This is a genomic window from Streptomyces sp. WG5 (genome assembly GCF_049974565.1).
GTDB lineage: Bacteria > Actinomycetota > Actinomycetes > Streptomycetales > Streptomycetaceae > Streptomyces.
This window is the reverse complement of the sequence record NZ_JBNGGC010000012.1, coordinates 26,744-48,493: the sequence shown is the minus strand read 5'-3', so window position 1 is coordinate 48,493 and position 21,750 is coordinate 26,744. Positions and strand designations below refer to the sequence as shown.

Annotated in this window: 23 protein-coding genes; 9 read left to right on the top strand and 14 right to left on the bottom strand. The window is 70.7% G+C overall.

The genetic code is table 11. The annotated features are described in order from the left end of the window. Positions 1 to 6: 6 nt before the first annotated feature. The 10 genes from ACP4IX_RS14645 to ACP4IX_RS14600 all read right to left on the bottom strand — a co-directional run bounded on the left by ACP4IX_RS14645 (position 7) and on the right by ACP4IX_RS14600 (position 7,531). On the bottom strand, positions 7 to 543 hold the full coding sequence (locus ACP4IX_RS14645) for a TetR/AcrR family transcriptional regulator (protein WP_426519215.1): 537 nt from the start codon (positions 541 to 543) through the stop codon (positions 7 to 9). Continuing rightward, positions 543 to 863, bottom strand: coding sequence for a DMT family transporter (locus tag ACP4IX_RS14640; RefSeq protein ID WP_426519214.1), 321 nt, complete (start codon positions 861 to 863; stop codon positions 543 to 545). The genes ACP4IX_RS14645 and ACP4IX_RS14640 overlap by 1 nt, the downstream gene beginning before the upstream one ends. 91 nt (positions 864 to 954) lie before the next feature. Next, positions 955 to 1,287: a metal-sulfur cluster assembly factor gene (locus ACP4IX_RS14635; RefSeq protein WP_073721574.1), complete on the bottom strand. Its 333-nt coding sequence runs from the start codon at positions 1,285 to 1,287 to the stop codon at positions 955 to 957. Further along, entirely contained in the window at positions 1,284 to 1,754 is a 471-nt protein-coding gene (gene sufU / locus ACP4IX_RS14630) for a Fe-S cluster assembly sulfur transfer protein SufU (protein WP_030868583.1), read from the bottom strand. The genes ACP4IX_RS14635 and sufU overlap by 4 nt, the downstream gene beginning before the upstream one ends. 17 nt (positions 1,755 to 1,771) lie before the next feature. Beyond that, entirely contained in the window at positions 1,772 to 3,028 is a 1,257-nt protein-coding gene (locus ACP4IX_RS14625) for a cysteine desulfurase (RefSeq protein ID WP_426519211.1), read from the bottom strand. Continuing rightward, the gene (gene sufC, locus ACP4IX_RS14620) at positions 3,025 to 3,789 is read right to left on the bottom strand and encodes a Fe-S cluster assembly ATPase SufC (protein WP_383647647.1); all 765 of its coding nucleotides are present in this window, start codon (positions 3,787 to 3,789) and stop codon (positions 3,025 to 3,027) included. Before sufC ends, ACP4IX_RS14625 begins: the two co-directional genes overlap by 4 nt. Before the next feature lie 7 nt (positions 3,790 to 3,796). Continuing rightward, positions 3,797 to 4,114, bottom strand: a complete 318-nt coding sequence (locus tag ACP4IX_RS14615) for a non-heme iron oxygenase ferredoxin subunit (protein ID WP_398133333.1) — start codon at positions 4,112 to 4,114, stop codon at positions 3,797 to 3,799. Next, positions 4,111 to 5,295: a Fe-S cluster assembly protein SufD gene (sufD, locus tag ACP4IX_RS14610; protein WP_426555718.1), complete on the bottom strand. Its 1,185-nt coding sequence runs from the start codon at positions 5,293 to 5,295 to the stop codon at positions 4,111 to 4,113. Before sufD ends, ACP4IX_RS14615 begins: the two co-directional genes overlap by 4 nt. 59 nt (positions 5,296 to 5,354) lie before the next feature. Continuing rightward, positions 5,355 to 6,776, bottom strand: coding sequence for a Fe-S cluster assembly protein SufB (sufB, locus tag ACP4IX_RS14605; protein WP_003976894.1), 1,422 nt, complete (start codon positions 6,774 to 6,776; stop codon positions 5,355 to 5,357). Next, positions 6,773 to 7,531, bottom strand: a complete 759-nt coding sequence (locus ACP4IX_RS14600) for a helix-turn-helix transcriptional regulator (RefSeq protein ID WP_426555716.1) — start codon at positions 7,529 to 7,531, stop codon at positions 6,773 to 6,775. The genes sufB and ACP4IX_RS14600 overlap by 4 nt, the downstream gene beginning before the upstream one ends. A 160-nt stretch (positions 7,532 to 7,691) precedes the next feature. Between ACP4IX_RS14600 and ACP4IX_RS14595 the strand changes: the two genes are divergently transcribed. The 4 genes from ACP4IX_RS14595 (at position 7,692) to ACP4IX_RS14580 (ending at position 11,450) form a co-directional block, all read left to right on the top strand. Beyond that, entirely contained in the window at positions 7,692 to 8,480 is a 789-nt protein-coding gene (locus tag ACP4IX_RS14595; RefSeq protein ID WP_426555714.1) for an aminoglycoside N(3)-acetyltransferase, read from the top strand. Between the two features lie 178 nt (positions 8,481 to 8,658). Next, complete coding sequence (locus ACP4IX_RS14590; protein WP_426519201.1) at positions 8,659 to 9,582, top strand: ABC transporter ATP-binding protein; 924 nt, start codon at positions 8,659 to 8,661, stop codon at positions 9,580 to 9,582. After that, complete coding sequence (locus ACP4IX_RS14585) at positions 9,579 to 10,352, top strand: ABC transporter permease (protein WP_426519199.1); 774 nt, start codon at positions 9,579 to 9,581, stop codon at positions 10,350 to 10,352. The genes ACP4IX_RS14590 and ACP4IX_RS14585 overlap by 4 nt, the downstream gene beginning before the upstream one ends. A gap of 75 nt (positions 10,353 to 10,427) precedes the next feature. After that, complete coding sequence (locus ACP4IX_RS14580) at positions 10,428 to 11,450, top strand: COX15/CtaA family protein (protein WP_426519197.1); 1,023 nt, start codon at positions 10,428 to 10,430, stop codon at positions 11,448 to 11,450. On the opposite strand, the gene ACP4IX_RS14575 is transcribed toward ACP4IX_RS14580, so the two are convergent. The 4 genes from ACP4IX_RS14575 to ACP4IX_RS14560 all read right to left on the bottom strand — a co-directional run bounded on the left by ACP4IX_RS14575 (position 11,405) and on the right by ACP4IX_RS14560 (position 14,759). Beyond that, the gene (locus ACP4IX_RS14575) at positions 11,405 to 12,142 is read right to left on the bottom strand and encodes a nucleotidyltransferase domain-containing protein (protein ID WP_426555712.1); all 738 of its coding nucleotides are present in this window, start codon (positions 12,140 to 12,142) and stop codon (positions 11,405 to 11,407) included. The genes ACP4IX_RS14580 and ACP4IX_RS14575 overlap by 46 nt on opposite strands. An 18-nt stretch (positions 12,143 to 12,160) precedes the next feature. Next, on the bottom strand, positions 12,161 to 13,267 hold the full coding sequence (locus ACP4IX_RS14570; protein WP_426519193.1) for an amidohydrolase family protein: 1,107 nt from the start codon (positions 13,265 to 13,267) through the stop codon (positions 12,161 to 12,163). A gap of 98 nt (positions 13,268 to 13,365) precedes the next feature. Next, entirely contained in the window at positions 13,366 to 13,719 is a 354-nt protein-coding gene (locus ACP4IX_RS14565) for a hypothetical protein (RefSeq protein WP_426519191.1), read from the bottom strand. A gap of 86 nt (positions 13,720 to 13,805) precedes the next feature. Next, on the bottom strand, positions 13,806 to 14,759 hold the full coding sequence (locus ACP4IX_RS14560; RefSeq protein WP_426525072.1) for a heme o synthase: 954 nt from the start codon (positions 14,757 to 14,759) through the stop codon (positions 13,806 to 13,808). Positions 14,760 to 15,134: 375 nt separating this feature from the next. Here ACP4IX_RS14560 and tkt point away from each other — a divergent pair, with 375 nt between their 5' ends. Genes tkt through pgl form a run of 5 tightly spaced genes read left to right on the top strand, consistent with a single transcriptional unit; the run spans position 15,135 to position 21,739 of the window. Then, entirely contained in the window at positions 15,135 to 17,222 is a 2,088-nt protein-coding gene (gene tkt, locus ACP4IX_RS14555; protein ID WP_426524964.1) for a transketolase, read from the top strand. 34 nt (positions 17,223 to 17,256) lie between these two features. Further along, entirely contained in the window at positions 17,257 to 18,375 is a 1,119-nt protein-coding gene (tal, locus tag ACP4IX_RS14550; protein ID WP_426524966.1) for a transaldolase, read from the top strand. Between the two features lie 3 nt (positions 18,376 to 18,378). Beyond that, positions 18,379 to 19,902 (top strand): glucose-6-phosphate dehydrogenase, encoded by a 1,524-nt coding sequence (zwf, locus tag ACP4IX_RS14545; RefSeq protein ID WP_426524968.1) that lies wholly within the window; start codon positions 18,379 to 18,381, stop codon positions 19,900 to 19,902. Then, positions 19,899 to 20,960 (top strand): glucose-6-phosphate dehydrogenase assembly protein OpcA, encoded by a 1,062-nt coding sequence (gene opcA, locus ACP4IX_RS14540; protein WP_426524970.1) that lies wholly within the window; start codon positions 19,899 to 19,901, stop codon positions 20,958 to 20,960. Before zwf ends, opcA begins: the two co-directional genes overlap by 4 nt. Further along, positions 20,957 to 21,739 carry a 6-phosphogluconolactonase gene (gene pgl / locus ACP4IX_RS14535; protein ID WP_426555710.1) on the top strand — a complete coding sequence of 261 codons (783 nt, stop codon included), beginning with the start codon at positions 20,957 to 20,959 and terminating at the stop codon, positions 21,737 to 21,739. Before opcA ends, pgl begins: the two co-directional genes overlap by 4 nt. Positions 21,740 to 21,750 lie beyond the last annotated feature (11 nt).

Here is a 21,750-nt window from a genome sequence, read left to right as displayed (position 1 = left end):
CCCGGGTCAGGCGGTCACCCGCGCCAGCACGTCCCGCGCGTACCCCTCGTCGTACGGGGCCCCCGTCAGCAGCACCTGGAGGCAGATCCCGTCCATCAGCGCCACCAGCGCCCGCGCCGTCACCGGGTCCGTGCGGGACGCCAGGGTGGCGGCCACGCCCTCGGCCCACTCCGCGGCGACCGGGCGCAGGGCGGGGCGGCGCAGGGCGGCCAGGTACAGCTCGTACTCCAGCTCGACGCCCGTGCGGTCGCCGCCCAGCCACTCGCCGAGGACGCGGGCGAGTTCGGCGGGCAGGTCGGTGTCCGGGTCCGACAGTGCCGGGTGGGCGGCGATCACCTTGGCGAAGCCCTCGTTCGCCTGGCGCAGGGCGGCGACCAGGAGTTCGTCCAGCGTCGCGAAGTGGTATGTCGTCGAGCCGAGGGGGACGTCCGCCTCGGCGGCGACGGTGCGGTGGCTGAGACCGGCGATGCCCTTGCGCCCGACGACCCGGATCGCCGCGTCGATGATGCGCCGGCGCCGCTCGGGGTCGTGGCGCCGGGACATCAGTGCGCGCCGCCCAGGTTGAGGACGACCACGCCGATGATGATCAGCGCGATGCCGGCGGCCTTGGTGACGGTCATCCCCTCACCCATGAACGCCACGCCGATCGCGGCGATGGCGGCGGTGCCCACGCCGGCCCAGATGGCGTACGCCGTGCCGACGGCGAGGACCTTCAGGGTCTGGGCGAGCAGCGCGAAGGAGAGCACGTACGCGAGTGCCGTCAGCACCGAGGGGCCCAGCCTGCTGAAGCCCTCGCTGTACTTCATGGCGGTCGTGCCGGCGACCTCGGCGGCTATGGCTCCGGCCAGGAGCAGATATCCCATGTGTACGAGCGTACATAACGGCGGCGGGTGCGCACACGGAAACGGCGACGCCCGGGGGCGTCGCCGTTTCGTGAAGCGGTGCGGGAGCGTCTCAGACGTTGAAGCCGAGCGCGCGCAGCTGCTCGCGGCCGTCGTCCGTGATCTTGTCCGGGCCCCACGGCGGCATCCAGACCCAGTTGATGCGCAGCTCGCTGACGAGGCCGTCCGTGGCGGACTTGGCCTGGTCCTCGATCACGTCCGTCAGCGGACAGGCCGCCGACGTCAGGGTCATGTCGATGGTCGCGATGTTCGCGTCGTCGATGTGGACGCCGTAGATCAGGCCCAGGTTGACGACGTCGATGCCCAGCTCGGGGTCCACGACGTCCAGCAGGGCTTCGCGGACCTCCTCCTCCGAGGCCGGCTTCATTTCCACGGTCTCGCTCATGCCGTCGTCTCCTTCTCGGCGTCGGCGCCGTCCAGTGCCTGGGCCGTCGCGTCCTTCCAGGCCATCCAGCTCAGCAGGGCGCACTTGACCCGGGCCGGGTACTTCGAGACCCCGGCGAACGCGACCGCGTCCTCCAGGACCTCCTCCATCGCGTCGTCCGGCTCGATCCTGCCCTTGGACTGCATCAGCTCCAGGAAGGTCTCCTGGATCCGCTGCGCCTGGGCGAGGTCCTTGCCGACCAGCAGGTCGTTCAGCACGGAGGCGCTCGCCTGGCTGATCGAGCAGCCCTGCCCCTCGTAGCTGACGTCGCTGATCGTCGTACCGTCGTACTTCACGCGCAGCGTGATCTCGTCACCGCACGTCGGGTTGACGTGGTGCACCTCGGCGTCGCCATCCCTCAGACCACGCCCGTGCGGGTTCTTGTAGTGGTCCAGGATGACTTCCTGGTACATGGAGTCCAGCTTCATGCTCTTCGCTCGTCCCGTCAGCCGAAGAAGTTCCGTACGTGCTCCAGGCCGTCGACCAGTGCGTCGATCTCGGCCGGCGTGGAGTACAGATAGAACGACGCTCGCGTGGTCGCAGGAATTCCGTAGCGGAGGCAGACGGGGCGGGCGCAGTGGTGGCCGACCCGGACCGCGATGCCCTGCTCGTCGAGTACCTGGCCCACGTCGTGCGGGTGGATGTCGCCGAGTGTGAAGCTGATCGCCGCACCGCGCTCCTCGGCCGTCGTCGGGCCGATGATGCGCAGGTCGGGGACCTCCAGCAGCCGCTTCACCGCGTACTCGGTGAGCGCGTGCTCGTGGGCCAGGACCTTGTCCATGCCGATCGAGTTGAGGTAGTCGATCGCCGCGCCCAGACCGACCGCCTGCGCGACCGGGGGCGTGCCCGCCTCGAACTTGTGGGGGGCCGGGGCGTACGTGGAGGAGTGCATCGAGACCGTCTCGATCATCTCGCCGCCGCCGAGGAAGGGCGGGAGGTCCTCCAGCAGTTCCTGGCGGCCCCACAGGACGCCGATGCCCGTCGGGCCGCACATCTTGTGGCCGGTGAAGGCCACGAAGTCGGCCTGGAGGGCCTGTACGTCCATCGGCATGTGCGGCGCGGCCTGGGAGGCGTCGATGCACACGAGGGCGCCGACCTCCTGGGCGCGGCGCACGATCGCCTCGACCGGGTTCTGGGTGCCCAGGATGTTGGAGACCAGCACGAAGGAGACGATCTTCGTCTTCTCCGTGATGACCTCGTCGATGTTCGAGAGGTCCAGGCGGCCGTCGTCCGTGAGGCCGAACCAGCGGAGCTTCGCGCCGGTGCGCTGCGCCAGCAGCTGCCACGGCACGATGTTGGAGTGGTGCTCCATCTCCGTGATGACGATCTCGGTGTCGTGGTCCACGCGGTAGGGCTCGTCGGCCCAGCCCAGCATGTTCGCGACGAGGTTGAGCGACTCCGAGGCGTTCTTGGTGAAGATCACCTCGTCGCGCGAGGGCGCGTTGATGAACTCCGCGACCTTGTCGCGCGCGCCCTCGTACAGCTCCGTGGCCTCCTCGGCGAGGACGTGCACGCCACGGTGGACGTTGGCGTTGTGCTGCTCGTAGTACTCGTTGAGCACGTCGATGACCTGGCGGGGGGTCTGCGAGGTCGCGGCGTTGTCGAGATAGACGAGCTTCTGCCCGTCGTGGACCCTGCGGTCCAGGATGGGGAAGTCCTTGCGGATCGCCTCGGTGTCGAGGAGGCCCGGCAGCTGTGTCACTCGGATGCGCCGCCCTTCGTGTACGCCTCGTAACCCTCGGCCTCCAGCTTGTCGGCCAGCTCGGCGCCGCCCGACTCGGCGATGCGGCCGTTCGCGAAGACGTGGACGTGGTCGGGCTTGATGTAGCGCAGGATGCGCGTGTAGTGCGTGATCAGCAGGGTGCCGACCTCGCCGGTCTCGCGGACCCGGTTGACGCCCTCGGAGACGACGCGCAGGGCGTCGACGTCGAGTCCGGAGTCGGTCTCGTCGAGGATCGCGACCTTCGGCTTGAGCAGCTCCAACTGGAGGATCTCGTGGCGCTTCTTCTCACCGCCGGAGAAGCCCTCGTTGACGTTGCGCTCGGCGAAGGCGGGGTCCATGTTGAGGCGCTCCATGGCCTCCTTGACCTCCTTCACCCAGGTGCGCAGCTTGGGGGCCTCGCCGCGGACGGCGGTGGCGGAGGTGCGCAGGAAGTTGGAGACCGAGACGCCGGGGACCTCGACCGGGTACTGCATGGCCAGGAAGAGGCCGGCGCGGGCGCGCTCGTCGACGGACATCTCCAGGACGTCCTCGCCGTCGAGGGTGACGGTGCCGCCGGTGATCGTGTACTTGGGGTGACCCGCGAGCGAGTAGGCGAGGGTCGACTTGCCGGAGCCGTTGGGGCCCATGATGGCGTGCGTCTCGCCCTGCTTCACGGTGAGGTCGACGCCCTTGAGGATCTCCTTCGTGGCGTTGTCGGCCTCGACGGTGACGTGCAGGTCTCGGATTTCAAGCGTTGCCATGGGTGCCTCAGGACTCCTGGGTGAGGGAGACGAGTACGTCGTCCCCTTCGATCTTTACGGGGTATACGGGGACGGGGCGCGTCGCCGGAAGACTGTCGGGCTTGCCCGAGCGGAGGTCGAAGCGCGAGCCGTGCAGCCAGCACTCGATGTGGCAGTCGTCGACCTCGCCCTCGGCGAGCGAGACGTTCGCGTGCGAGCAGATGTCGTGGATCGCGAAGATCTCGCCCTCGGTGCGCACGACGGAGACCGGCGTGCCGTCGAGTTCCACCCGCTTGGGGGTGTCCTCCTCCAGCTCGTCCGCTCCACAGACGCGTACGAAGGTCATGCGACCGACGCCTCCAGCTCCTCGTCGATCTTGGCGAGCAGACGCTCCTCGATGTCCGGGACACCGATCTGCTGGACCAGTTCGGCGAAGAAGCCGCGGACCACCAGGCGGCGGGCGTCGATCTCGGGGATGCCGCGCGCCATCAGGTAGAAGAGCTGCTCGTCGTCGAAGCGGCCGGTGGCGGAGGCGTGGCCGGCGCCGACGATCTCGCCGGTCTCGATCTCCAGGTTCGGCACCGAGTCGACCCGCGCGCCGTCCGTAAGGACGAGGTTGCGGTTCATCTCGTAGGTGTCGGTGCCCTCGGCCGCGGCCTCGATGAGCACGTCGCCGATCCAGACCGCGTGCGCGTCGTCGCCCTGCAGCGCGCCCTTGTAGACGACGTTGGACTTGCAGTGCGGGACGTTGTGGTCGACCAGGAGGCGGTGCTCCTGGTGCTGGCCGGCGTCGGTGAAGTACAGGCCGAACAGCTCGGCCTCGCCGCCGGGGCCGGCGTAGGCGACGCGCGGGTGGAGCCGGACCAGGTCACCGCCGAAGGTGACGACGAACGACTTGAAGCCGGCGTCCCGGCCGATCAGCGCGTTGTGCTGGCCGGCGTGCACGGCCTTGTCGTCCCAGTCCTGGACGGAGACGACGGTCAGCTTGGCGCCGTCGCCCAGGACGTAGTCGACGTTGGCGGCGAGCACCGCGTCACCGGTGTGGTCGATGACGACCACGGCCTCGGCGAAGGCGCCCAGCTCGACGACCTGGTGGGCGTAGGCGGTGCCGCCCTCGCCGTGCACGGCGATGCGGATCGGCTCGGTGAGGACCGTCTCCTTGGGGACGGTGATCACGCCGGCCTTCTCGAACGCCGAGTAGGCCTGGGCGGCGACCCGGTCCGCCGGGGTGCCCGCCCTGCCGATGCGCGCGTCGTCGCGGCCGACGGTCTCGACGACGACGCCCTCGGGGGCGTCGATGTCGACCTTGACGCCGTCGCCGGTGGCGACCGCGGTGCCGTCGTGCAGCCCGCGCAGCCGCTCCAGCGGCGTGAACCGCCACTCCTCCTCACGGCCGTGGGGGACGGGGAAGTCCGCCACGTCGAAGGACGCGGGTGCGCTCATGCGCGTGGCGACGGTCGACTCGGCGGCCACCGCGATCTGGCCCGCGGTGGTGGACCCCACGGGGATGTTCTGAGCCTCAGCCATGGCTGTCGGTCTGCTCTCTTCCTACGTCAGAAATCTGGCGACTGCTTCGGGGGCGGGCCTTAACCGACCGCGCCTTCCATCTGCAGCTCGATCAGCCGGTTGAGCTCGAGGGCGTACTCCATCGGCAGCTCCTTGGCGATCGGCTCGACGAAGCCGCGCACGATCATCGCCATCGCCTCGAACTCGCTCAGACCGCGGCTCATCAGGTAGAAGAGCTGGTCCTCGGAGACCTTGGAGACGGTCGCCTCGTGGCCCATGGACACGTCGTCCTCGCGGACGTCCACGTAGGGGTACGTGTCGGAGCGGGAGATGGTGTCGACGAGCAGCGCGTCGCACAGCACGTTCGACTTGGAGCCGTGGGCGCCCTCGCCGATCTCGACGAGACCGCGGTAGGAGGTACGGCCGCCGCCGCGCGCCACGGACTTCGAGACGATGTTGGAGGACGTGTTCGGCGCCATGTGGACCATCTTGGAGCCGGCGTCCTGGTGCTGGCCCTCGCCCGCGAAGGCGATGGACAGGGTCTCGCCCTTGGCGTGCTCGCCCATCAGGTAGACGGCCGGGTACTTCATCGTCACCTTGGAGCCGATGTTGCCGTCGATCCACTCCATGGTCGCGCCCTCGTACGCCACGGCGCGCTTGGTGACCAGGTTGTAGACGTTGTTCGACCAGTTCTGGATGGTCGTGTAGCGGCAGCGGGCGTTCTTCTTGACGATGATCTCGACCACGGCGCTGTGCAGCGAGTCCGACTTGTAGATCGGGGCGGTGCAGCCCTCGACGTAGTGCACGTAGGCACCCTCGTCGACGATGATCAGGGTCCGCTCGAACTGGCCCATGTTCTCCGTGTTGATACGGAAGTAGGCCTGGAGCGGGATCTCGACGTGCACGCCCTTCGGCACGTAGATGAAGGAGCCGCCGGACCACACCGCGCTGTTCAGCGAGGCGAACTTGTTGTCACCGACGGGGATGACGGTCCCGAAGTACTCCTTGAAGAGCTCGGGGTGCTCCTTCAGCGCCGTGTCGGTGTCGAGGAAGATGACGCCCTGCTCCTCCAGGTCCTCGCGGATCTGGTGGTAGACGACCTCGGACTCGTACTGGGCCGCGACACCGGCGACGAGGCGCTGCTTCTCCGCCTCGGGGATGCCGAGCTTGTCGTACGTGTTCTTGATGTCCTCGGGCAGGTCCTCCCAGGACTCCGCCTGCTTCTCCGTGGAGCGCACGAAGTACTTGATGTTGTCGAAGTCGATGCCCGACAGGTCCGAGCCCCAGTTCGGCATGGGCTTCTTCTCGAAGAGGCGCAGGCCCTTGAGGCGGAGCTTGGTCATCCACTCCGGCTCGTTCTTCTTCGCGGAGATGTCGCGGACGACGTCCTCGTTGATGCCGCGCTTGGCAGAGGCGCCGGCCGTGTCGGAGTCGGCCCAGCCGTATTCGTACTTGCCCAGGCCCTCGAGCTCGGGGTGAGCAGTCTCCGTGGGGAGAGTCATGCGGGGTTCCTCCCGGCCGTGCTTGCAGATGCGTTAGCGGTGTTCTTGGGCGCGCGCGCCGTGGGCGGCGCGTGCGAAGTCTTCGGAATGAACGTGGTGCAGACCCCGTCGCCGTGTGCGATGGTCGCGAGCCGCTGTACATGAGTACCGAGCAGCTCGGCGAAAAATTCCGTCTCCGCCTCGCACAGCTGCGGAAACTGCTCTGCGACGTGGGCGACCGGGCAGTGGTGCTGGCACAGCTGCTCGCCCTGCTGGGGGTGGGGTGCGCTCCGCGCGGTAGCAGCGTACCCGTCCGCGCTGAGGGCCTTGGCCAGTGCTTCGGCGCGCTTGTCCGGGGCGGCGGACTCGACCGCCTTGCGGTACGCGCCCGCCTGGCCGGCGATCCGGGCGCGGGCGAAGGCGGCGATCGCCTGCTCCCCGCCCTCCTGCTCGGCGATCCAGCGCAGGGCGTCCGCGGCCAGCTTGTCGTACGACTGGTCGAAGGCGTCCCGGCCGCAGTCGGTGAGCGAGAAGACCTTCGCGGGCCGTCCGCGCGTGCGCGTGCCGTAGACCCGCTGCTCACGGGCTTCGACCACGTCGTCGGCGACCAGCGCGTCGAGGTGGCGCCGGACGGCGGCCTGGGTCAGGCCCAGACGCCCGGCGAGCTCCGCGACGGTCGACGGCCCGTGGTCCAGGATGGAGCGCGCGACACGGTTGCGGGTGGACCGCTCACCGGTCGCGAGTTCCTCCTGCGGAGCCTCGCCAACGTTTTTCACAACGCCATTGTTGCGTAATTCCGTCGAGGCGGGCAAGCCGCGTCCGGATCATCCGACGGTGCCCTGCGTCACTTAGGCATACCTAATCTGACCTGCGGAAACGATCTCCGGTCGATCGATCCGGTGGCGGCCCGGGCGAGCCTGCGGGACACTCCCCGGCATGCCCGCACCCCCTCCCACCGGCCCACTCATCACCCGCGGCACGATCGCCGCCGGGCTGCGCGAGCTGGGCGTGCGGACCGACGACACCCTCCTCGTGCACTCCTCCCTCAGCTCCCTCGGCTGGGTCTGCGGAGGTCCCGTCGCGGTCGTCCAGGGACTGCTCGACGCGCTCGGTCCGGACGGCACCCTGGTGGTCCCCGCCCAGACCAGTGACCTCTCGGACCCCGCCCTGTGGCAGAACCCGCCGGTGCCCGAGGAGTGGTGGGACACCATCCGCGCCGCGATGCCGGCCTACGACCCGCTGATCACGCCCTCGCTCGGGGTCGGGGTGCTCCCCGAGACCGTGCGCACCTGGCCGGGCGCCCTGCGCAGCGCGCATCCGCAGACCTCCTTCGCGGCCGTCGGGCCCCGCGCCGCCGAGGTGGTCGCCGGGCACGCCACCGACTGCCGGCTGGGCGAGCGCAGTCCGCTGGCGACCCTGGAGCGGCTGGGCGCCCGGGTGCTGCTGCTCGGCACGGGCTACGAGGCCTGCACGGCCTTCCACCTCGCCGAGTACCGGACTCCGTCCCCGCTGGTGGAGGTGGGGCGGCCGGGGCCGGTGGGCTGGGAGCGGGTCACCGAGGTGTCGATCACCTCGGACCGTTTCGACGAGCTGGGGCACGACTTCGAGCGGGACCGGCCCGTCGTCCGCGGGAGGGTCGGAGCGGCCACCGCACGGCTGTTCCCGCTGGCGGACGCGGTCGCCTACGCGGAACGGTGGCTGCCGCTGCACCGGCCCCGCGAGTGACGGCGCGGGCGGCCGCGAGCGCCGGGTGCGCCCACGCACGGGCCCGCGTGGGCGCCGTACGCCGACCCTGCGCGCCGGCACCCACCGGCCCGCGACCGCGCCGTACGCCCACCCCTGCGAAGGAGATCCCCGCACCCGCGCGCCGGAGTCCCGGCCCGCGTACCTAGACTCGTGACCCATGCGAAGCGAGCCCGTGGTCCAGGTCCAGGCCCTGGTGAAGCGGTACGGCACGAAGACCGCGGTGGACGGCCTCGACCTGGCGGCCCGGGCGGGTGTCACCGCCGTGCTCGGCCCCAACGGGGCGGGCAAGACGACCACGGTCGAGACCTGCGAGGGGTACCGGAGGCCGGACTCCGGCACGGTGCGCGTCCTGGGCCTCGACCCGGTGCGCGAGGGCTCCGAGCTGCGGCCCCGGATCGGCGTGATGCTCCAGTCCGGCGGCGTCTACTCCGGCGCCCGCGCGGACGAGATGCTGCGCCACGTGGCGAAGCTGCACGCCCACCCGCTGGACGTCGACGCGCTGATCGAGCGGCTCGGGCTGGGCTCGTGCGGCCGGACGACGTACCGCAGGCTCTCCGGCGGGCAGCAGCAGCGGCTCGCCCTCGCGATGGCCGTGGTCGGCCGCCCGGAGCTGGTGTTCCTGGACGAGCCGACCGCCGGCCTCGACCCGCAGGCCCGCCGCGCCACCTGGGACCTCGTACGGGACCTGCGCGGCGACGGCGTCTCGGTGATCCTCACCACCCACCACATGGACGAGGCCGAGCAGCTGGCCGACGACGTCGCCATCATCGACGCCGGCCGGGTCATCGCGCAGGGCTCGCCCGAGGAACTGTGCCGCGGCGGCGCCGAGAACACCCTGCGGTTCTCCGGCCGGCCCGGACTGGACGTCGCGTCCCTGCTCAAGGCGCTTCCCGCGGACTCCGCGGCCGCCGAGCTGACCCCCGGCTCCTACCGCGTCAACGGCAAGATCGACCCCCAGCTGCTCGCCACGGTGACCTCCTGGTGCGCCCAGCACGGGGTGATGCCGGACCGGATCTCGGTGGAGCGGCACACCCTGGAGGACGTCTTCCTGGAGCTGACCGGCAAGGAGCTGCGCTCGTGACCACCACCACCGGCACCTACACGCCGAAGCCCGGCGCCGCGCCGCTCGGCCGCATGATCGCCGCCCAGGCCGTGCTCGAGACGAAGATGCTGCTGCGCAACGGCGAGCAGCTGCTGCTGACGGTGGTCATCCCGACGCTGCTGCTCGTCCTGTTCAGCTCCGTGGACATCATCGACACCGGCGCCGGGGAGGCCGTCGACTTCCTCGCGCCCGGCGTCCTGGCCCTCGCCGTGATGTCGACGGCGTTCACCGGGCAGGCCATCGGCACCGGCTTCGAGCGCCGGTACGGGGTGCTGAAGCGGCTGGCCGCCTCGCCGCTGCCGCGCTGGGCCCTGATGACCGCGAAGACGGTGTCCGTCCTGGTCACCGAGGTGCTCCAGATCGTCCTGCTGACGGTGATCGCCTTCGCGCTGGGCTGGACGCCGCACGGCAACCCGTTCACCGTACTGCTGCTCCTGGTCCTCGGCACGGCCGCCTTCTCCGGGCTCGGGCTGCTCATGGCGGGCACGCTGAAGGCGGAGGCCACGCTGGCCGCCGCCAACCTGGTCTTCCTGCTGCTCCTCGTGGGCGGCGGGGTGATCGTGCCGCTGGACAGGTTCCCGGACGCGGCGCAGGGCGTGCTGGGGCTGCTGCCGATCTCCGCCCTGTCGGACGGGCTGCGGGACGTCCTCCAGCACGGGGCCGGGGTGCCCTGGGGAGACCTGGGGATCCTCGCCGTCTGGGCGGTCGTGGGGCTCGCGGCGGCCGGGAAGCTCTTCCGCTGGGAGTAGTCGGACATGGGACGGAAGCGGGTCCGCGTGCCGGAGACGGACCCTCGTGAAAGCGTGCACAAGCGGGCGCCTACGATGGACGGCGTGCCAAACGTGACCCGTGCCGACGCCGCAGCCGCCGTGCGCAATCCGCTCGCCTTCATCGCCGCACGCTGGACCCCGGAGCCCCGGACGGTCCGGCGGGCGGCCCTCGCCGCGCTCGTCATGGCGGTCGCCATCGTCGTCACCGGCGGTGCCGTGCGCCTGACCGGCTCGGGCCTCGGCTGCCCGACCTGGCCCAAGTGCACCGACGACTCGCTGACCACCACCAGCGAGATGGGCCTGCACGGCGTCATCGAGTTCGGCAACCGCCTGCTGACCTACGTGCTGTGCGCCGCGGTCGGCTGGGCGATCATCGCCGCGCGGTCGCAGAAGCCGTACCGGCGCGGACTGACGCGGCTGGGCTGGCTGCAGTTCTGGATCGTGATGGGCAACGCGATCCTCGGCGGCATCGTGGTCCTGGTGGGCCTCAACCCGTACACCGTCGCGTCCCACTTCCTGCTGTCGACCGCGCTGATCGCCGTCGCGACCGTGATGTGGCAGCGCACCCGGGAGGGCGACGCGGCACCGCGCCCCCTGGTCGGCAAGGCGGTCCAGCAGCTGGTGTGGGCGATGATCGGCGTCTCCGTGCTGCTGATCGCGGTCGGCACGGTGGTCACCGGGGCCGGACCGCACGCGGGTGACTCCAGTGACGTGCCGCGGATGCCGGTCGACTGGGAGACGGTGAGCAAGGTGCACGCCGTCCTGGCGTGGGTCGTGGTGACGCTGACGTTCGCCCTGTGGTTCGTCCTGAAGGCGGTCGACGCGCCCAAGGGCCCGCTGGCCCGCACCCGTGACCTGTTCCTGGTGCTGCTCGCCCAGGGCGCCATCGGCTACGTGCAGTACTTCACCGATCTTCCCGAGGTCCTGGTCGGCCTGCACATGTTCGGCTCGTGCGTGATGTGGATCGCGGCGCTGAGGGTGCTGCTGGCGCTGCGCGAGCGGCCGGAGGCGGCGCTGCCCGGGGCGCCGGTTCAGGAGTACGAGGCGACCAGCGTGTCGATGGCCGGCCCCAGGTAGTCCCGGGTCAGTTCACCGCGGCGGACGGTCCAATCGGCGGTGGGCGGCACGGGGTTCCCGTAGCGGCGCCGTTCGATGTCCCCGACGACCTCGCCGGGCGCTCCCAGGCCGCGGAGTTCCGTGAGGGCCTGCCGCTTGGAGATCAGGCTGCCGTCCCGCAGCGTGACGGTGGCGCGGGCGAAGGTGAGCAGACCCAGGTCGACCCAGACGTCCTGCCGCCACAGCCCGCCCCGGCGCACGGCCGGCCGCCAGAAGTCCCGCTGGTCCCGGACGACGAACCCGGCCAGTTCGGTGTCGGAGACGGGCGGCAGCACGGTCCCCGGTGACTCCCCGTACAGGACGCGCCCGAAGGTGTGCAGCTCGCGCCGGGTGACCGGGGTGACCGGCCGTTTGAACAGCCGCCCGTGGGCCCAGGTCAGGTGGCGCCGTGCGGAGCCCGCGACGGAGTCGGGCGACAGGTAGGTGCAGTGCAGCTGTGCCGCGAGCGGCGCGGCGCGCAGTCGGGCGTGGAGCAGTCCCAGCCGCCAGGCCGTGCGGGCGGTGACCGGGCGGTCCAGGACCGCGATCAGGTCGAGGTCGCTCCGGCCTTCCCGGTAGTCGCCGCCGGCCAGTGAGCCGTGGGCCCAGACGGCGACGGGGGCGAGAGGTCCGAGTCCCTGGAGGAAGCGATCGAGCAGCGTGTCGGTCGGCATCCGCGCATTGTCCGCGATTCACTCCAGGCCGTACACCCGCCCCGCGTTCCCCGACGCGATCATCCCCGCCACCCGCTGCGCGTCCCTGGGCGCCCACGCCTCCTCGGCCACCCAGGTACCCAGCACCCGTCCCAGGGCCTCGCGGAACAGGCGGGCGGCGACCACGTGCAGTTCGGGCAGTCCCTGGGCGCCGCTGGAGAAGAGGACCTTGCCGAAGGGCGCCAGTTCCAGGATCTCCGCGAGGACCGTCGCGGCCCGGGCGCCGGTACGTAGCAGGGCGGCGCCCGAGTCGGCGTAGACGTGCGGGAAGACTCCGGCGAGGTGGGCGGCGTGGCGGTGGTACGGGTAGCTGTGCAGCAGGACCAGGTCGGTGCCGAGGCCCGCGGTGGCCCGCACGAAGTCCGTCAGCAGGACCGGGTCGGTGCGGTCGATGCGCAGGCCCGGCTCGCCGAGCCCCGCGTGCAGCTGGATCGGCAGGCCCGAGGCGACGGCGCTCCACAGCAGGTGCCGCAGCAGCACCGGGTCGCTCAGCTCGCCGCCGACCTCGCGCCCCGTCAGCCAGCGGGCGGCGGCGCCGCGCACCTCGCCCGGTCCGGGGGGTTCCGGTGCCAGTGCCAGACCGTGCCGTACGCCCGCGACGGAGGTGAAGGCGACCGCGTTCGCGGCGGCGCCGTGCACCGCCTCGGCGAGGTTGGAGAGGAAGGAGTCGACGGTGCCGGAGGTGTCGGCGACCTGCTCGGCCAGCAGTTCCAGGCGCACGATCTCGTGGGCGTCGGCGTCCGCGGCGGCGGCCATCTCCGCGGGTCCCGTGAGGTCGCCGGGCAGGCCCGCGTCGACCAGGTAGGTGGTGATGCCGCTGCCGCGCAGCAGCCTGCGGTCCGCCTCCAGGACGCCGAGCTCTCGGCGCCGGGCCAGGTAGTGGGCGGGCGGACAGTGCGGTTCCAGGCCGAGCAGGGGCGGGCACCAGCGGCGTACCGCGAAGCCGGTCTGGGTGTCGAACAGGGTGGTGCCCGGGGCGGGCGGACCCTCGGTGCGTGCCAGCTGGGCCTCGAAGGTGCCGAGGCCCAGCTCCGTTCTCAGAACGCCGTGGCAGTACTGGTCCACCAGGGACGGCGTTTCGATCATCCGGACTCCCCCTGCTGGGACCGTGTGCCGTACGGCTCGCGCGCCTTGCGGCCCGTGCGCCGTGCGGCTTCCTACGGTCCTAACGGGTGAACCCGCCCTCAGGTGTTGCTCGGCCCGCCCACCTGGATGCCCGCCATGCGCGACCACTCGTAGGGGCCGGTCGTCACCTTGGCCGCGAACTCGCCGTCGAAGTCGTCGTGGACGGTGATCCCGGACTTCTCGACGGCCTTCCGGGCACTGTCGTAGGAGCGCGCGACGAGGTCGCCCCAGGCGCCGTCCTCGCCGACGAGCACGATCCGGGCGCCGCGCTCACCGAGGTAGGCGACCTGGGCCTCGGCGCCGCCGTGCGCCTTGGCGAAGGCGTCGATCCGCCCGGCCATCCGGGTCAGCCGGTGTTCGGCCCACCGCTCGGCCCACCCGGCCTTCGTGTCAACCTGCTGCGTGTCTGCCATGACCAGGATGCTACCGACGGGTAGACCGAACGGCGACGGGCGGGGTGCGTGGTCTCGGCCACGCACCCCGCCCGTCGCACGAGCACTCAGCGCAGGAAGGGATCCACCGCGATCGCCAGGAACAGCACCGACACATAGGTGATCGACCAGTGGAAGAGCCGCATCTCCTTGAGCTTGCCGCCCGTCACCTCGGCCTTGGCGCGGTTCTGCAGCCCGTGCGCCTCCCACAGCCACATGCCGCCGGCCAGCAGGGCGACCGCCGTGTAGAACCAGCCGGTGTAGCCGAGCGGCGTCAGCAGCAGGGACACGGCGACCATCACCCAGCTGTAGATGACGATCTGCCGGGCGACGACCTTGTTCGAGGCGATGACCGGGAGCATCGGCACGCCGACGCGCGCGTAGTCCTCCTTGACCTTCATGGACAGCGGCCAGTAGTGCGGCGGCGTCCAGAAGAACATCACCCCGAACAGGATGATGGGCGCCCAGGACATCGAGTTGGTCACGGCCGACCAGCCGATGAGGACCGGAAGGCAGCCGGCGATGCCGCCCCAGACGATGTTCTGCGAGGTGCGGCGCTTGAGGATCATCGTGTAGACGACGACGTAGAAGAGGAGCGCGCCGAGCGAGAGCCAGGCCGACAGCCAGTTGACGGTGAAGCCGAACAACAGTGTCGAGACGATGGCCAGGGTGATGCCGAAGACGAGGCATTCGGCCGGACTGACCATGCCGGTCACCAGCGGGCGCTGCGAGGTCCGGTCCATCAGCGCGTCGATGTCGCGGTCGATGTACATGTTCAGCGCGTTGGCGCCGCCCGCGGACAGGTAACCGCCGACGCAGGTCAGCAGCACCAGCTTCAGATCCGGAACACCCTGCTCGGCGAGGAACATCACCGGAACGGTGGTGATCAGCAGAAGCTCGATGATCCGCGGCTTGGTCAGCGCCACGAACGCCTTGACACGGGCCCCGAACGGCCGGTGACTCGGGCTCTGGTTCGTCCCGATAACCCCCGCAGGACGGGATTCAACGGCCGTCACGCACACCCCTGACAGAGACATCCCAGCAAGCCCCACCGCGTGAAGTCGCGGTAAAGGCTCGCGCGTACCACGCCACTTTAGACGTTGCCCATACCTCGGCCCTCGCGGGGGTGGGGTCGTGTTGAGAGGGGTGCTCCGACGTGCGTGCACAGAGTCGATTGAGCGGTCAGATGAGCGGGCCCGTATTCACATGCCGAATGCGGTTTCGCCCAGTCGACAGGCGGATCCGGAGGAGTCCCGGCAGTCTTGTTTCCAGGGGAAAAACGCACGTACTTACGGGGGTAGGCTCGACAACGGCCGGCCGACTCACGGACGCGCCGGCAGCCGGTGGGCGCCCACGTGCACCGGCATCCGACATGTGGAGAGGAGCCCTGACTCAGGGTGAGCACCAAGCCGACCACCACAGACCTCGAGTGGACCGAACTGGACCAGCGGGCCGTGGACACCGCCCGCGTCCTGGCCGCCGATGCCGTACAGAAGGTTGGCAACGGCCATCCGGGTACGGCGATGAGCCTGGCGCCCGCCGCCTACACCCTCTTCCAGAAGGTGATGCGGCACGACCCCGCCGACGCGGACTGGGTCGGACGCGACCGTTTCGTACTGTCCGCCGGCCATTCGTCCCTGACTCTCTACACCCAGCTGTACCTGGCCGGCTTCGGCCTGGAGCTGGCGGACCTCGAGTCCTTCCGGACCTGGGGCTCCAAGACCCCCGGGCACCCGGAGTACGGCCACACCACGGGTGTGGAGACGACGACCGGCCCGCTGGGCCAGGGTGTCGCCAACGCGGTGGGTATGGCGATGGCCGCCCGCTACGAGCGCGGCCTGTTCGACCCGGAGGCCGCCGAGGGCACCTCCCCGTTCGACCACTTCGTCTACTGCATCGCCGGTGACGGCTGCCTCCAGGAGGGCATCTCCGCCGAGGCCTCCTCCCTCGCGGGCCACCAGAAGCTCGGCAACCTGGTCCTGCTGTGGGACGACAACCACATCTCGATCGAGGGCGACACCGAGACCGCCGTCTCCGAGGACACCTGCAAGCGGTACGAGGCGTACGGCTGGCACGTGCAGCGCGTCGCCCCGAAGCCGGACGGCGACCTGGACCCGAACGCGCTCTACGACGCGATCGAGGCGGCGAAGCGGGTCACCGACCGGCCGTCCTTCATCGCCATGCGCTCGATCATCGCCTGGCCCGCCCCGAACGCGCAGAACACCGAGGCCGCGCACGGCTCGGCGCTCGGCGACGACGAGGTCGCGGCGACCAAGCGGGTCCTGGGCTTCGACCCGGAGAAGACCTTCGAGGTCTCCGACGAGGTCATCGGCCACACCCGCAAGGCGCTGGAGAAGGGCCAGGCGGCCCGCGCGGTGTGGGAGAAGTCCTTCCAGCAGTGGCGGGACAGCAACCCGGAGCGCGCCGCCGAGTACGACCGCGTCGCCAAGGGCGAGCTCCCCCAGGGCTGGGAGGAGAAGATCCCGGTCTTCGAGACGGGCAAGGGTGTCGCCACCCGGGCCGCCTCCGGCAAGGTGCTCCAGGCGCTCGGCGCCATCATCCCGGAGCTGTGGGGCGGCTCGGCCGACCTGGCCGGCTCGAACAACACGACGATCGACAAGACGTCGTCCTTCCTCCCGGCGGGCAACCCGCTGCCGGAGGCCGACCCGTACGGCCGCACCATCCACTTCGGTATCCGCGAGCACGCGATGGCCGCGGAGATGAACGGCATCGCCCTGCACGGCAACACCCGCATCTACGGCGGCACCTTCCTGGTGTTCTCCGACTACATGCGCAACGCGGTGCGGCTGTCGGCGCTCATGCACCTGCCGGTGACGTACGTGTGGACGCACGACTCCATCGGCCTGGGCGAGGACGGCCCGACCCACCAGCCCGTCGAGCACCTCGCCTCGCTGCGCGCCATCCCGGGCCTGAACGTGGTCCGCCCGGCGGACGCCAACGAGACGGCCATCGCCTGGCGCGAGATCCTGGGGCGCTGGACGAAGGAGTTCGGCAAGGGCCAGCCGCACGGTCTGGCGCTGACCCGCCAGGGCGTGCCGACGTACGAGCCGAACGAGGACGCGGCCAAGGGCGGCTACGTCCTGTTCGAGGCCGAGGGCGGCGAGCCCGAGGTGGTCCTCATCGCCACCGGTTCCGAGGTGCACGTCGCCGTCGAGGCCCGTGAGGCGCTCCAGGCCGACGGTGTGCCGACCCGTGTGGTGTCCGTGCCGTGCGTCGAGTGGTTCGAGCAGCAGGACCAGGGGTACCGGGACAGCGTCCTGCCCCCGTCCGTGAAGGCCCGCGTCGCGGTGGAGGCCGGGATCGGCCTGACCTGGCACAAGTACGTGGGGGACGCCGGCCGCATCGTTTCCCTGGAGCACTTCGGTGCTTCGGCGGACGGCAAGGTGCTCTTCCGCGAGTTCGGCTTCACTGCCGAGAACGTCGCAGCCGCCGCCCGGGAATCGATCGCCGCAGCCCAGCGCTGACGCTCGTACACGACACGTAGGAGATGCATTTTCCATGACAGACGCACTCAAGCGCCTCTCCGATGAAGGCGTCGCGATCTGGCTGGACGACCTGTCGCGCAAGCGGATCACGTCCGGCAACCTCGCCGAGCTGATCGACCAGCAGCACGTCGTGGGCGTCACCACCAACCCGTCGATCTTCCAGAAGGCGATCTCGCAGGGCGACGGCTACGACCAGCAGCTCTCCGACCTGGCCTTCCGCAAGGTCACGGTCGAAGAGGCCATCCGCATGATCACCACGGCGGACGTCCGCGACGCCGCCGACATCCTGCGCCCCGTCTTCGACGCCACCGGCGGCAAGGACGGCCGGGTCTCCATCGAGGTGGACCCGCGTCTCGCGCACAACACCAAGGCGACGGTCGCCGAGGCCAAGCAGCTCGCCTGGCTGGTGGACCGGCCCAACACGCTGATCAAGATCCCGGCGACCGAGGCCGGTATCCCGGCGATCGCCGAGGTCATCGGCCTGGGCATCAGTGTCAACGTCACGCTGATCTTCTCCCTGGAGCGCTACCGCCTGGTCATGGACGCCTTCCTGACCGGCCTGGAGAAGGCCAAGGAGCGCGGCCTGGACCTGTCGCTGATCCACTCGGTGGCGTCCTTCTTCGTGTCCCGCGTGGACACCGAGATCGACAAGCGGATCGACGCGCTCGGCACCGACGAGGCCAAGGCCCTGCGCGGCAAGGCCGCCGTCGCCAACGCCCGGCTCGCCTACCAGGCGTACGAGGAGATCTTCTCCTCCGACCGCTGGAACGCCCTGGAGAAGGCCGGCGCCAACAAGCAGCGTCCGCTGTGGGCGTCGACCGGCGTGAAGGACAAGGCGTACAGCGACACCATGTACGTCACCGACCTGGTCGCACCCAACACGGTGAACACCATGCCGGAGGCGACCCTGTTCGCCACCGAGGACCACGGCGAGATCACCGGCAACACGGTCGCCGGCACCTACGAGCAGGCCCGTGCCGACCTCGACGCGGTCGAGAAGCTCGGGATCGGCTACGACGAGGTGGTCCAGCTGCTGGAGAAGGAGGGCGTCGACAAGTTCGAGGACTCCTGGAACGACCTGCTGAAGTCGACCGAGGCGGAGCTGAAGCGCCTCGCCCCCTCGGAGGGCTAGAAATTGTCAAGCAGCAACCCGCTGCGTGACCCCGCAGACCGACGGCTCCCGCGTATCGCGGGGCCGTCGGGTCTGGTCATTTTCGGCGTCACCGGTGACCTCTCCCGCAAGAAGCTCATGCCCGCCGTGTACGACCTCGCCAACCGTGGTCTGCTGCCGCCGGGCTTCTCGCTCGTCGGTTTCGCCCGCCGCGACTGGGAGCACGAGGACTTCGCCCAGGTGGTGCACGACGCCGTCAAGGAGCACTCCCGCACCCCGTTCCGCGAGGAGGTCTGGCAGCAGCTCAGCCAGGGCATGCGTTTCGTCCAGGGCACCTTCGACGACGACGAGGCGTTCGAGCGGCTGCGCGGCACCATCGAGGAGCTGGACAAGGCGCAGGGCACGGGCGGCAACTTCGCGTTCTACCTCTCGGTGCCCCCGAAGTCGTTCCCCGTGGTCATCCAGCAGCTGAAGAAGCACCAGCTGGCCGACCAGTCGAGCGGTTCCTGGCGCCGCGCGGTGATCGAGAAGCCGTTCGGCCACGACCTGGAGTCCGCCGAGGAGCTCAACTCGATCGTCCACGAGGTCTTCGCCCCGGACCAGGTCTTCCGCATCGACCACTACCTGGGCAAGGAGACCGTCCAGAACATCCTGGCGCTGCGCTTCGCCAACACGATGTTCGAGCCGATCTGGAACCGGTCCTACGTCGACCACGTCCAGATCACCATGGCCGAGGACATCGGCATCGGCGGCCGGGCCGGCTACTACGACGGCATCGGCGCCGCCCGCGACGTCATCCAGAACCACCTGCTCCAGCTGCTCGCGCTGACCGCGATGGAGGAGCCCGCCTCCTTCGACGCGGACGCGCTGGCCGCGGAGAAGACCAAGGTGCTCGGCGCGGTCCGCCTGCCCAAGGACCTGGGCCGGGACACCGTGCACGCCCAGTACACGGCCGGGTGGCAGGGCGGCGCCCAGGCCGTCGGCTACCTGGAGGAAGAGGGCATCGACCCCAGGTCGAAGACCGACACCTACGCCGCGATCAAGGTCGGTATCGACAACCGGCGCTGGGCGGGCGTCCCCTTCTACCTGCGCACCGGCAAGCGGCTCGGCCGCCGCGTCACCGAGATCGCGGTCGTCTTCCAGCGGGCCCCGCACTCCCCCTTCGACTCCACGGCCACCGAGGAACTCGGCTCGAACGCGATCGTGATCCGCGTCCAGCCCGACGAGGGCGTCACCGTCCGCTTCGGCTCCAAGGTGCCGGGCACGTCGATGGAGATCCGGGACGTGTCCATGGACTTCGCGTACGGCGAGTCCTTCACGGAGTCCAGCCCGGAGGCGTACGAGCGCCTCATCCTGGACGTGCTGCTCGGCGACGCGAACCTCTTCCCGCGGACCGAGGAGGTCGAGCTGTCCTGGAAGATCCTCGACCCGATCGAGGAGTACTGGGACGAGCACTGCACCCCGGCCCGGTACCCGGCCGGCACCTGGGGACCCGTCGAGGCGGACCACATGCTCGAACGAGACGGACGGAGCTGGCGCCGCCCATGAAGACAGACCTGACGGACACCACGGCCAGCAAGATCAACAAGGCGTTGGTGCTGGGTCGCCGGGCGATCGGCACCCCGGCCATCGGCATGGTGCTCACGCTGGTCATCGTCACCGACGAGGAGAACGCCTACGACGCGCTGAAGGCCGCGAGCGACGCCGCGCACGAGCACCCGTCGCGCACGCTCGTCGTCATCAAGCGCGTCTCGCGTTCGCCGCGGGACCGCACGAAGTCCCGGCTGGACGCCGAGGTCCGCCTCGGCGCCGACGCGGGCACCGGCGAGACGATCGTGCTGCGGCTCTACGGCGATGTCGTCGAGCACGCCCAGTCGGTGGTCCTGCCGCTGCTGCTGCCGGACGCGCCGGTCGTGGTGTGGTGGCCGGTGAACGCGCCGCTGGACCCGGCCGGGGACCCGCTGGGCGCGCTGGCCCAGCGCCGGGTCACCGACACCTACGCCTGCGAGGACCCGGTACGGGAGCTGGCCGCCCGCGCCGACGCCTACACGCCGGGCGACACCGACCTGTCCTGGACCCGCATCACGCCGTGGCGCTCGATGCTGGCGGCTGCCCTCGACCAGGTCGACTGCAAGGTGCAGGCGGTCGAGGTGGAGGGCGAGGAGTACAACCCGAGCTGCGAACTGCTGGCGATGTGGCTGGCGGACCGGCTGGGCGTGCCGGTGCAGCGCTCCGCGTCGAACGGTCCGGGTCTCACGGCGGTCCGGATGGACACCGACTGCGGTCCAGTCGTCCTGGACCGGGCCGACGGCTCGCTGGCGAACCTGTCCATCCAGGGCCAGCCGGCCCGCGCGGTGGCGCTCAAGCGCCGCGAGACGGCCGAGCTGATCGCGGAGGAACTGCGGCGCCTCGACCCGGACGACACGTACGCCTCGGCGCTGCGGTACGGGGTGGACCGGCTGAACGCGCCGACCGCCTCGGGCACGCCGGCCAAAGGGGACTCCGGGGCCGTCGCGGTCGCCGCTCCCGTCCAGGCGGCTGCGAAAGCTCCCGCGAAGGACGCGGCGCAGGAGAAGACACCGGTGAAGAAGGCGGCGGCGAAGTGAGCACTCCCCAGCTGGTCGTGCACCGCGACAAGGAGCTGATGGCCGAGGCCGCGGCGGCCCGGCTGATCACGAAGATCGTGGACGCGCAGGCCTCCCGGGGCAGCGCGTCCGTGGTCCTGACCGGCGGCCGCAACGGCAACGGCCTGCTCGCGGCGCTCGCCGGGTCCCCCGCCCGGGACGCCGTCGACTGGGCCCGCCTGGACCTGTGGTGGGGTGACGAGCGCTTCCTGCCGGAGGGCGACCCGGAGCGCAACGTCACCCAGGCGCGCGAGGCGCTGCTCGACTCGGTGCCGCTGGACCCCGAGCGGGTGCACGCGATGCCGGCGTCGGACGGTCCGCACGGCTCGGACGTGGAGGCCGCCGCCGCCGCGTACGCGCAGGAGCTGGCCGCGGCGTCCGTCCCCGAGAACCACGCCGCGGTGCCGTCCTTCGACGTCCTGCTGCTGGGCGTCGGGCCGGACACGCACGTGGCGTCGCTCTTCCCCGAACACCCGGGAGTACGGGAGACGGACCGTACGGTGGTCGGCGTCCGCGGGGCGCCCAAGCCACCGCCGACCCGAGTGACGCTCACCCTCCCGGCGATCCGCGCCGCCCGCGAGGTGTGGCTCCTCGCGGCCGGTGAGGACAAGGCGGAGGCGGCGGCCATCGCGTTGTCGGGCGCGGGCGAGATCCAGGCCCCCGCGGCGGGGGCCCGGGGCCGCGCCCGGACCCTGTGGCTGCTCGACTCGGCGGCGGCTTCGCAGCTGCCGCGGTCGCTGTATCCGTCGGCGTCGGCCTGATCATCCTGCAG

Coding starts and splice junctions, on each gene's coding strand:
- ACP4IX_RS14645 (WP_426519215.1), bottom strand. CDS start 543: ATGTCCCGGCGCCACGACCCCGAGCGGCGCCGGCGCATCATCGACGCG.
- ACP4IX_RS14640 (WP_426519214.1), bottom strand. CDS start 863: ATGGGATATCTGCTCCTGGCCGGAGCCATAGCCGCCGAGGTCGCCGGC.
- ACP4IX_RS14635 (WP_073721574.1), bottom strand. CDS start 1,287: ATGAGCGAGACCGTGGAAATGAAGCCGGCCTCGGAGGAGGAGGTCCGC.
- sufU (WP_030868583.1), bottom strand. CDS start 1,754: ATGAAGCTGGACTCCATGTACCAGGAAGTCATCCTGGACCACTACAAG.
- sufC (WP_383647647.1), bottom strand. CDS start 3,789: ATGGCAACGCTTGAAATCCGAGACCTGCACGTCACCGTCGAGGCCGAC.
- ACP4IX_RS14615 (WP_398133333.1), bottom strand. CDS start 4,114: ATGACCTTCGTACGCGTCTGTGGAGCGGACGAGCTGGAGGAGGACACC.
- sufD (WP_426555718.1), bottom strand. CDS start 5,295: ATGGCTGAGGCTCAGAACATCCCCGTGGGGTCCACCACCGCGGGCCAG.
- sufB (WP_003976894.1), bottom strand. CDS start 6,776: ATGACTCTCCCCACGGAGACTGCTCACCCCGAGCTCGAGGGCCTGGGC.
- ACP4IX_RS14595 (WP_426555714.1), top strand. CDS start 7,692: ATGCCCGCACCCCCTCCCACCGGCCCACTCATCACCCGCGGCACGATC.
- ACP4IX_RS14590 (WP_426519201.1), top strand. CDS start 8,659: ATGCGAAGCGAGCCCGTGGTCCAGGTCCAGGCCCTGGTGAAGCGGTAC.
- ACP4IX_RS14580 (WP_426519197.1), top strand. CDS start 10,428: ATGGACGGCGTGCCAAACGTGACCCGTGCCGACGCCGCAGCCGCCGTG.
- ACP4IX_RS14575 (WP_426555712.1), bottom strand. CDS start 12,142: ATGCCGACCGACACGCTGCTCGATCGCTTCCTCCAGGGACTCGGACCT.
- ACP4IX_RS14570 (WP_426519193.1), bottom strand. CDS start 13,267: ATGATCGAAACGCCGTCCCTGGTGGACCAGTACTGCCACGGCGTTCTG.
- ACP4IX_RS14565 (WP_426519191.1), bottom strand. CDS start 13,719: ATGGCAGACACGCAGCAGGTTGACACGAAGGCCGGGTGGGCCGAGCGG.
- tal (WP_426524966.1), top strand. CDS start 17,257: ATGACAGACGCACTCAAGCGCCTCTCCGATGAAGGCGTCGCGATCTGG.
- opcA (WP_426524970.1), top strand. CDS start 19,899: ATGAAGACAGACCTGACGGACACCACGGCCAGCAAGATCAACAAGGCG.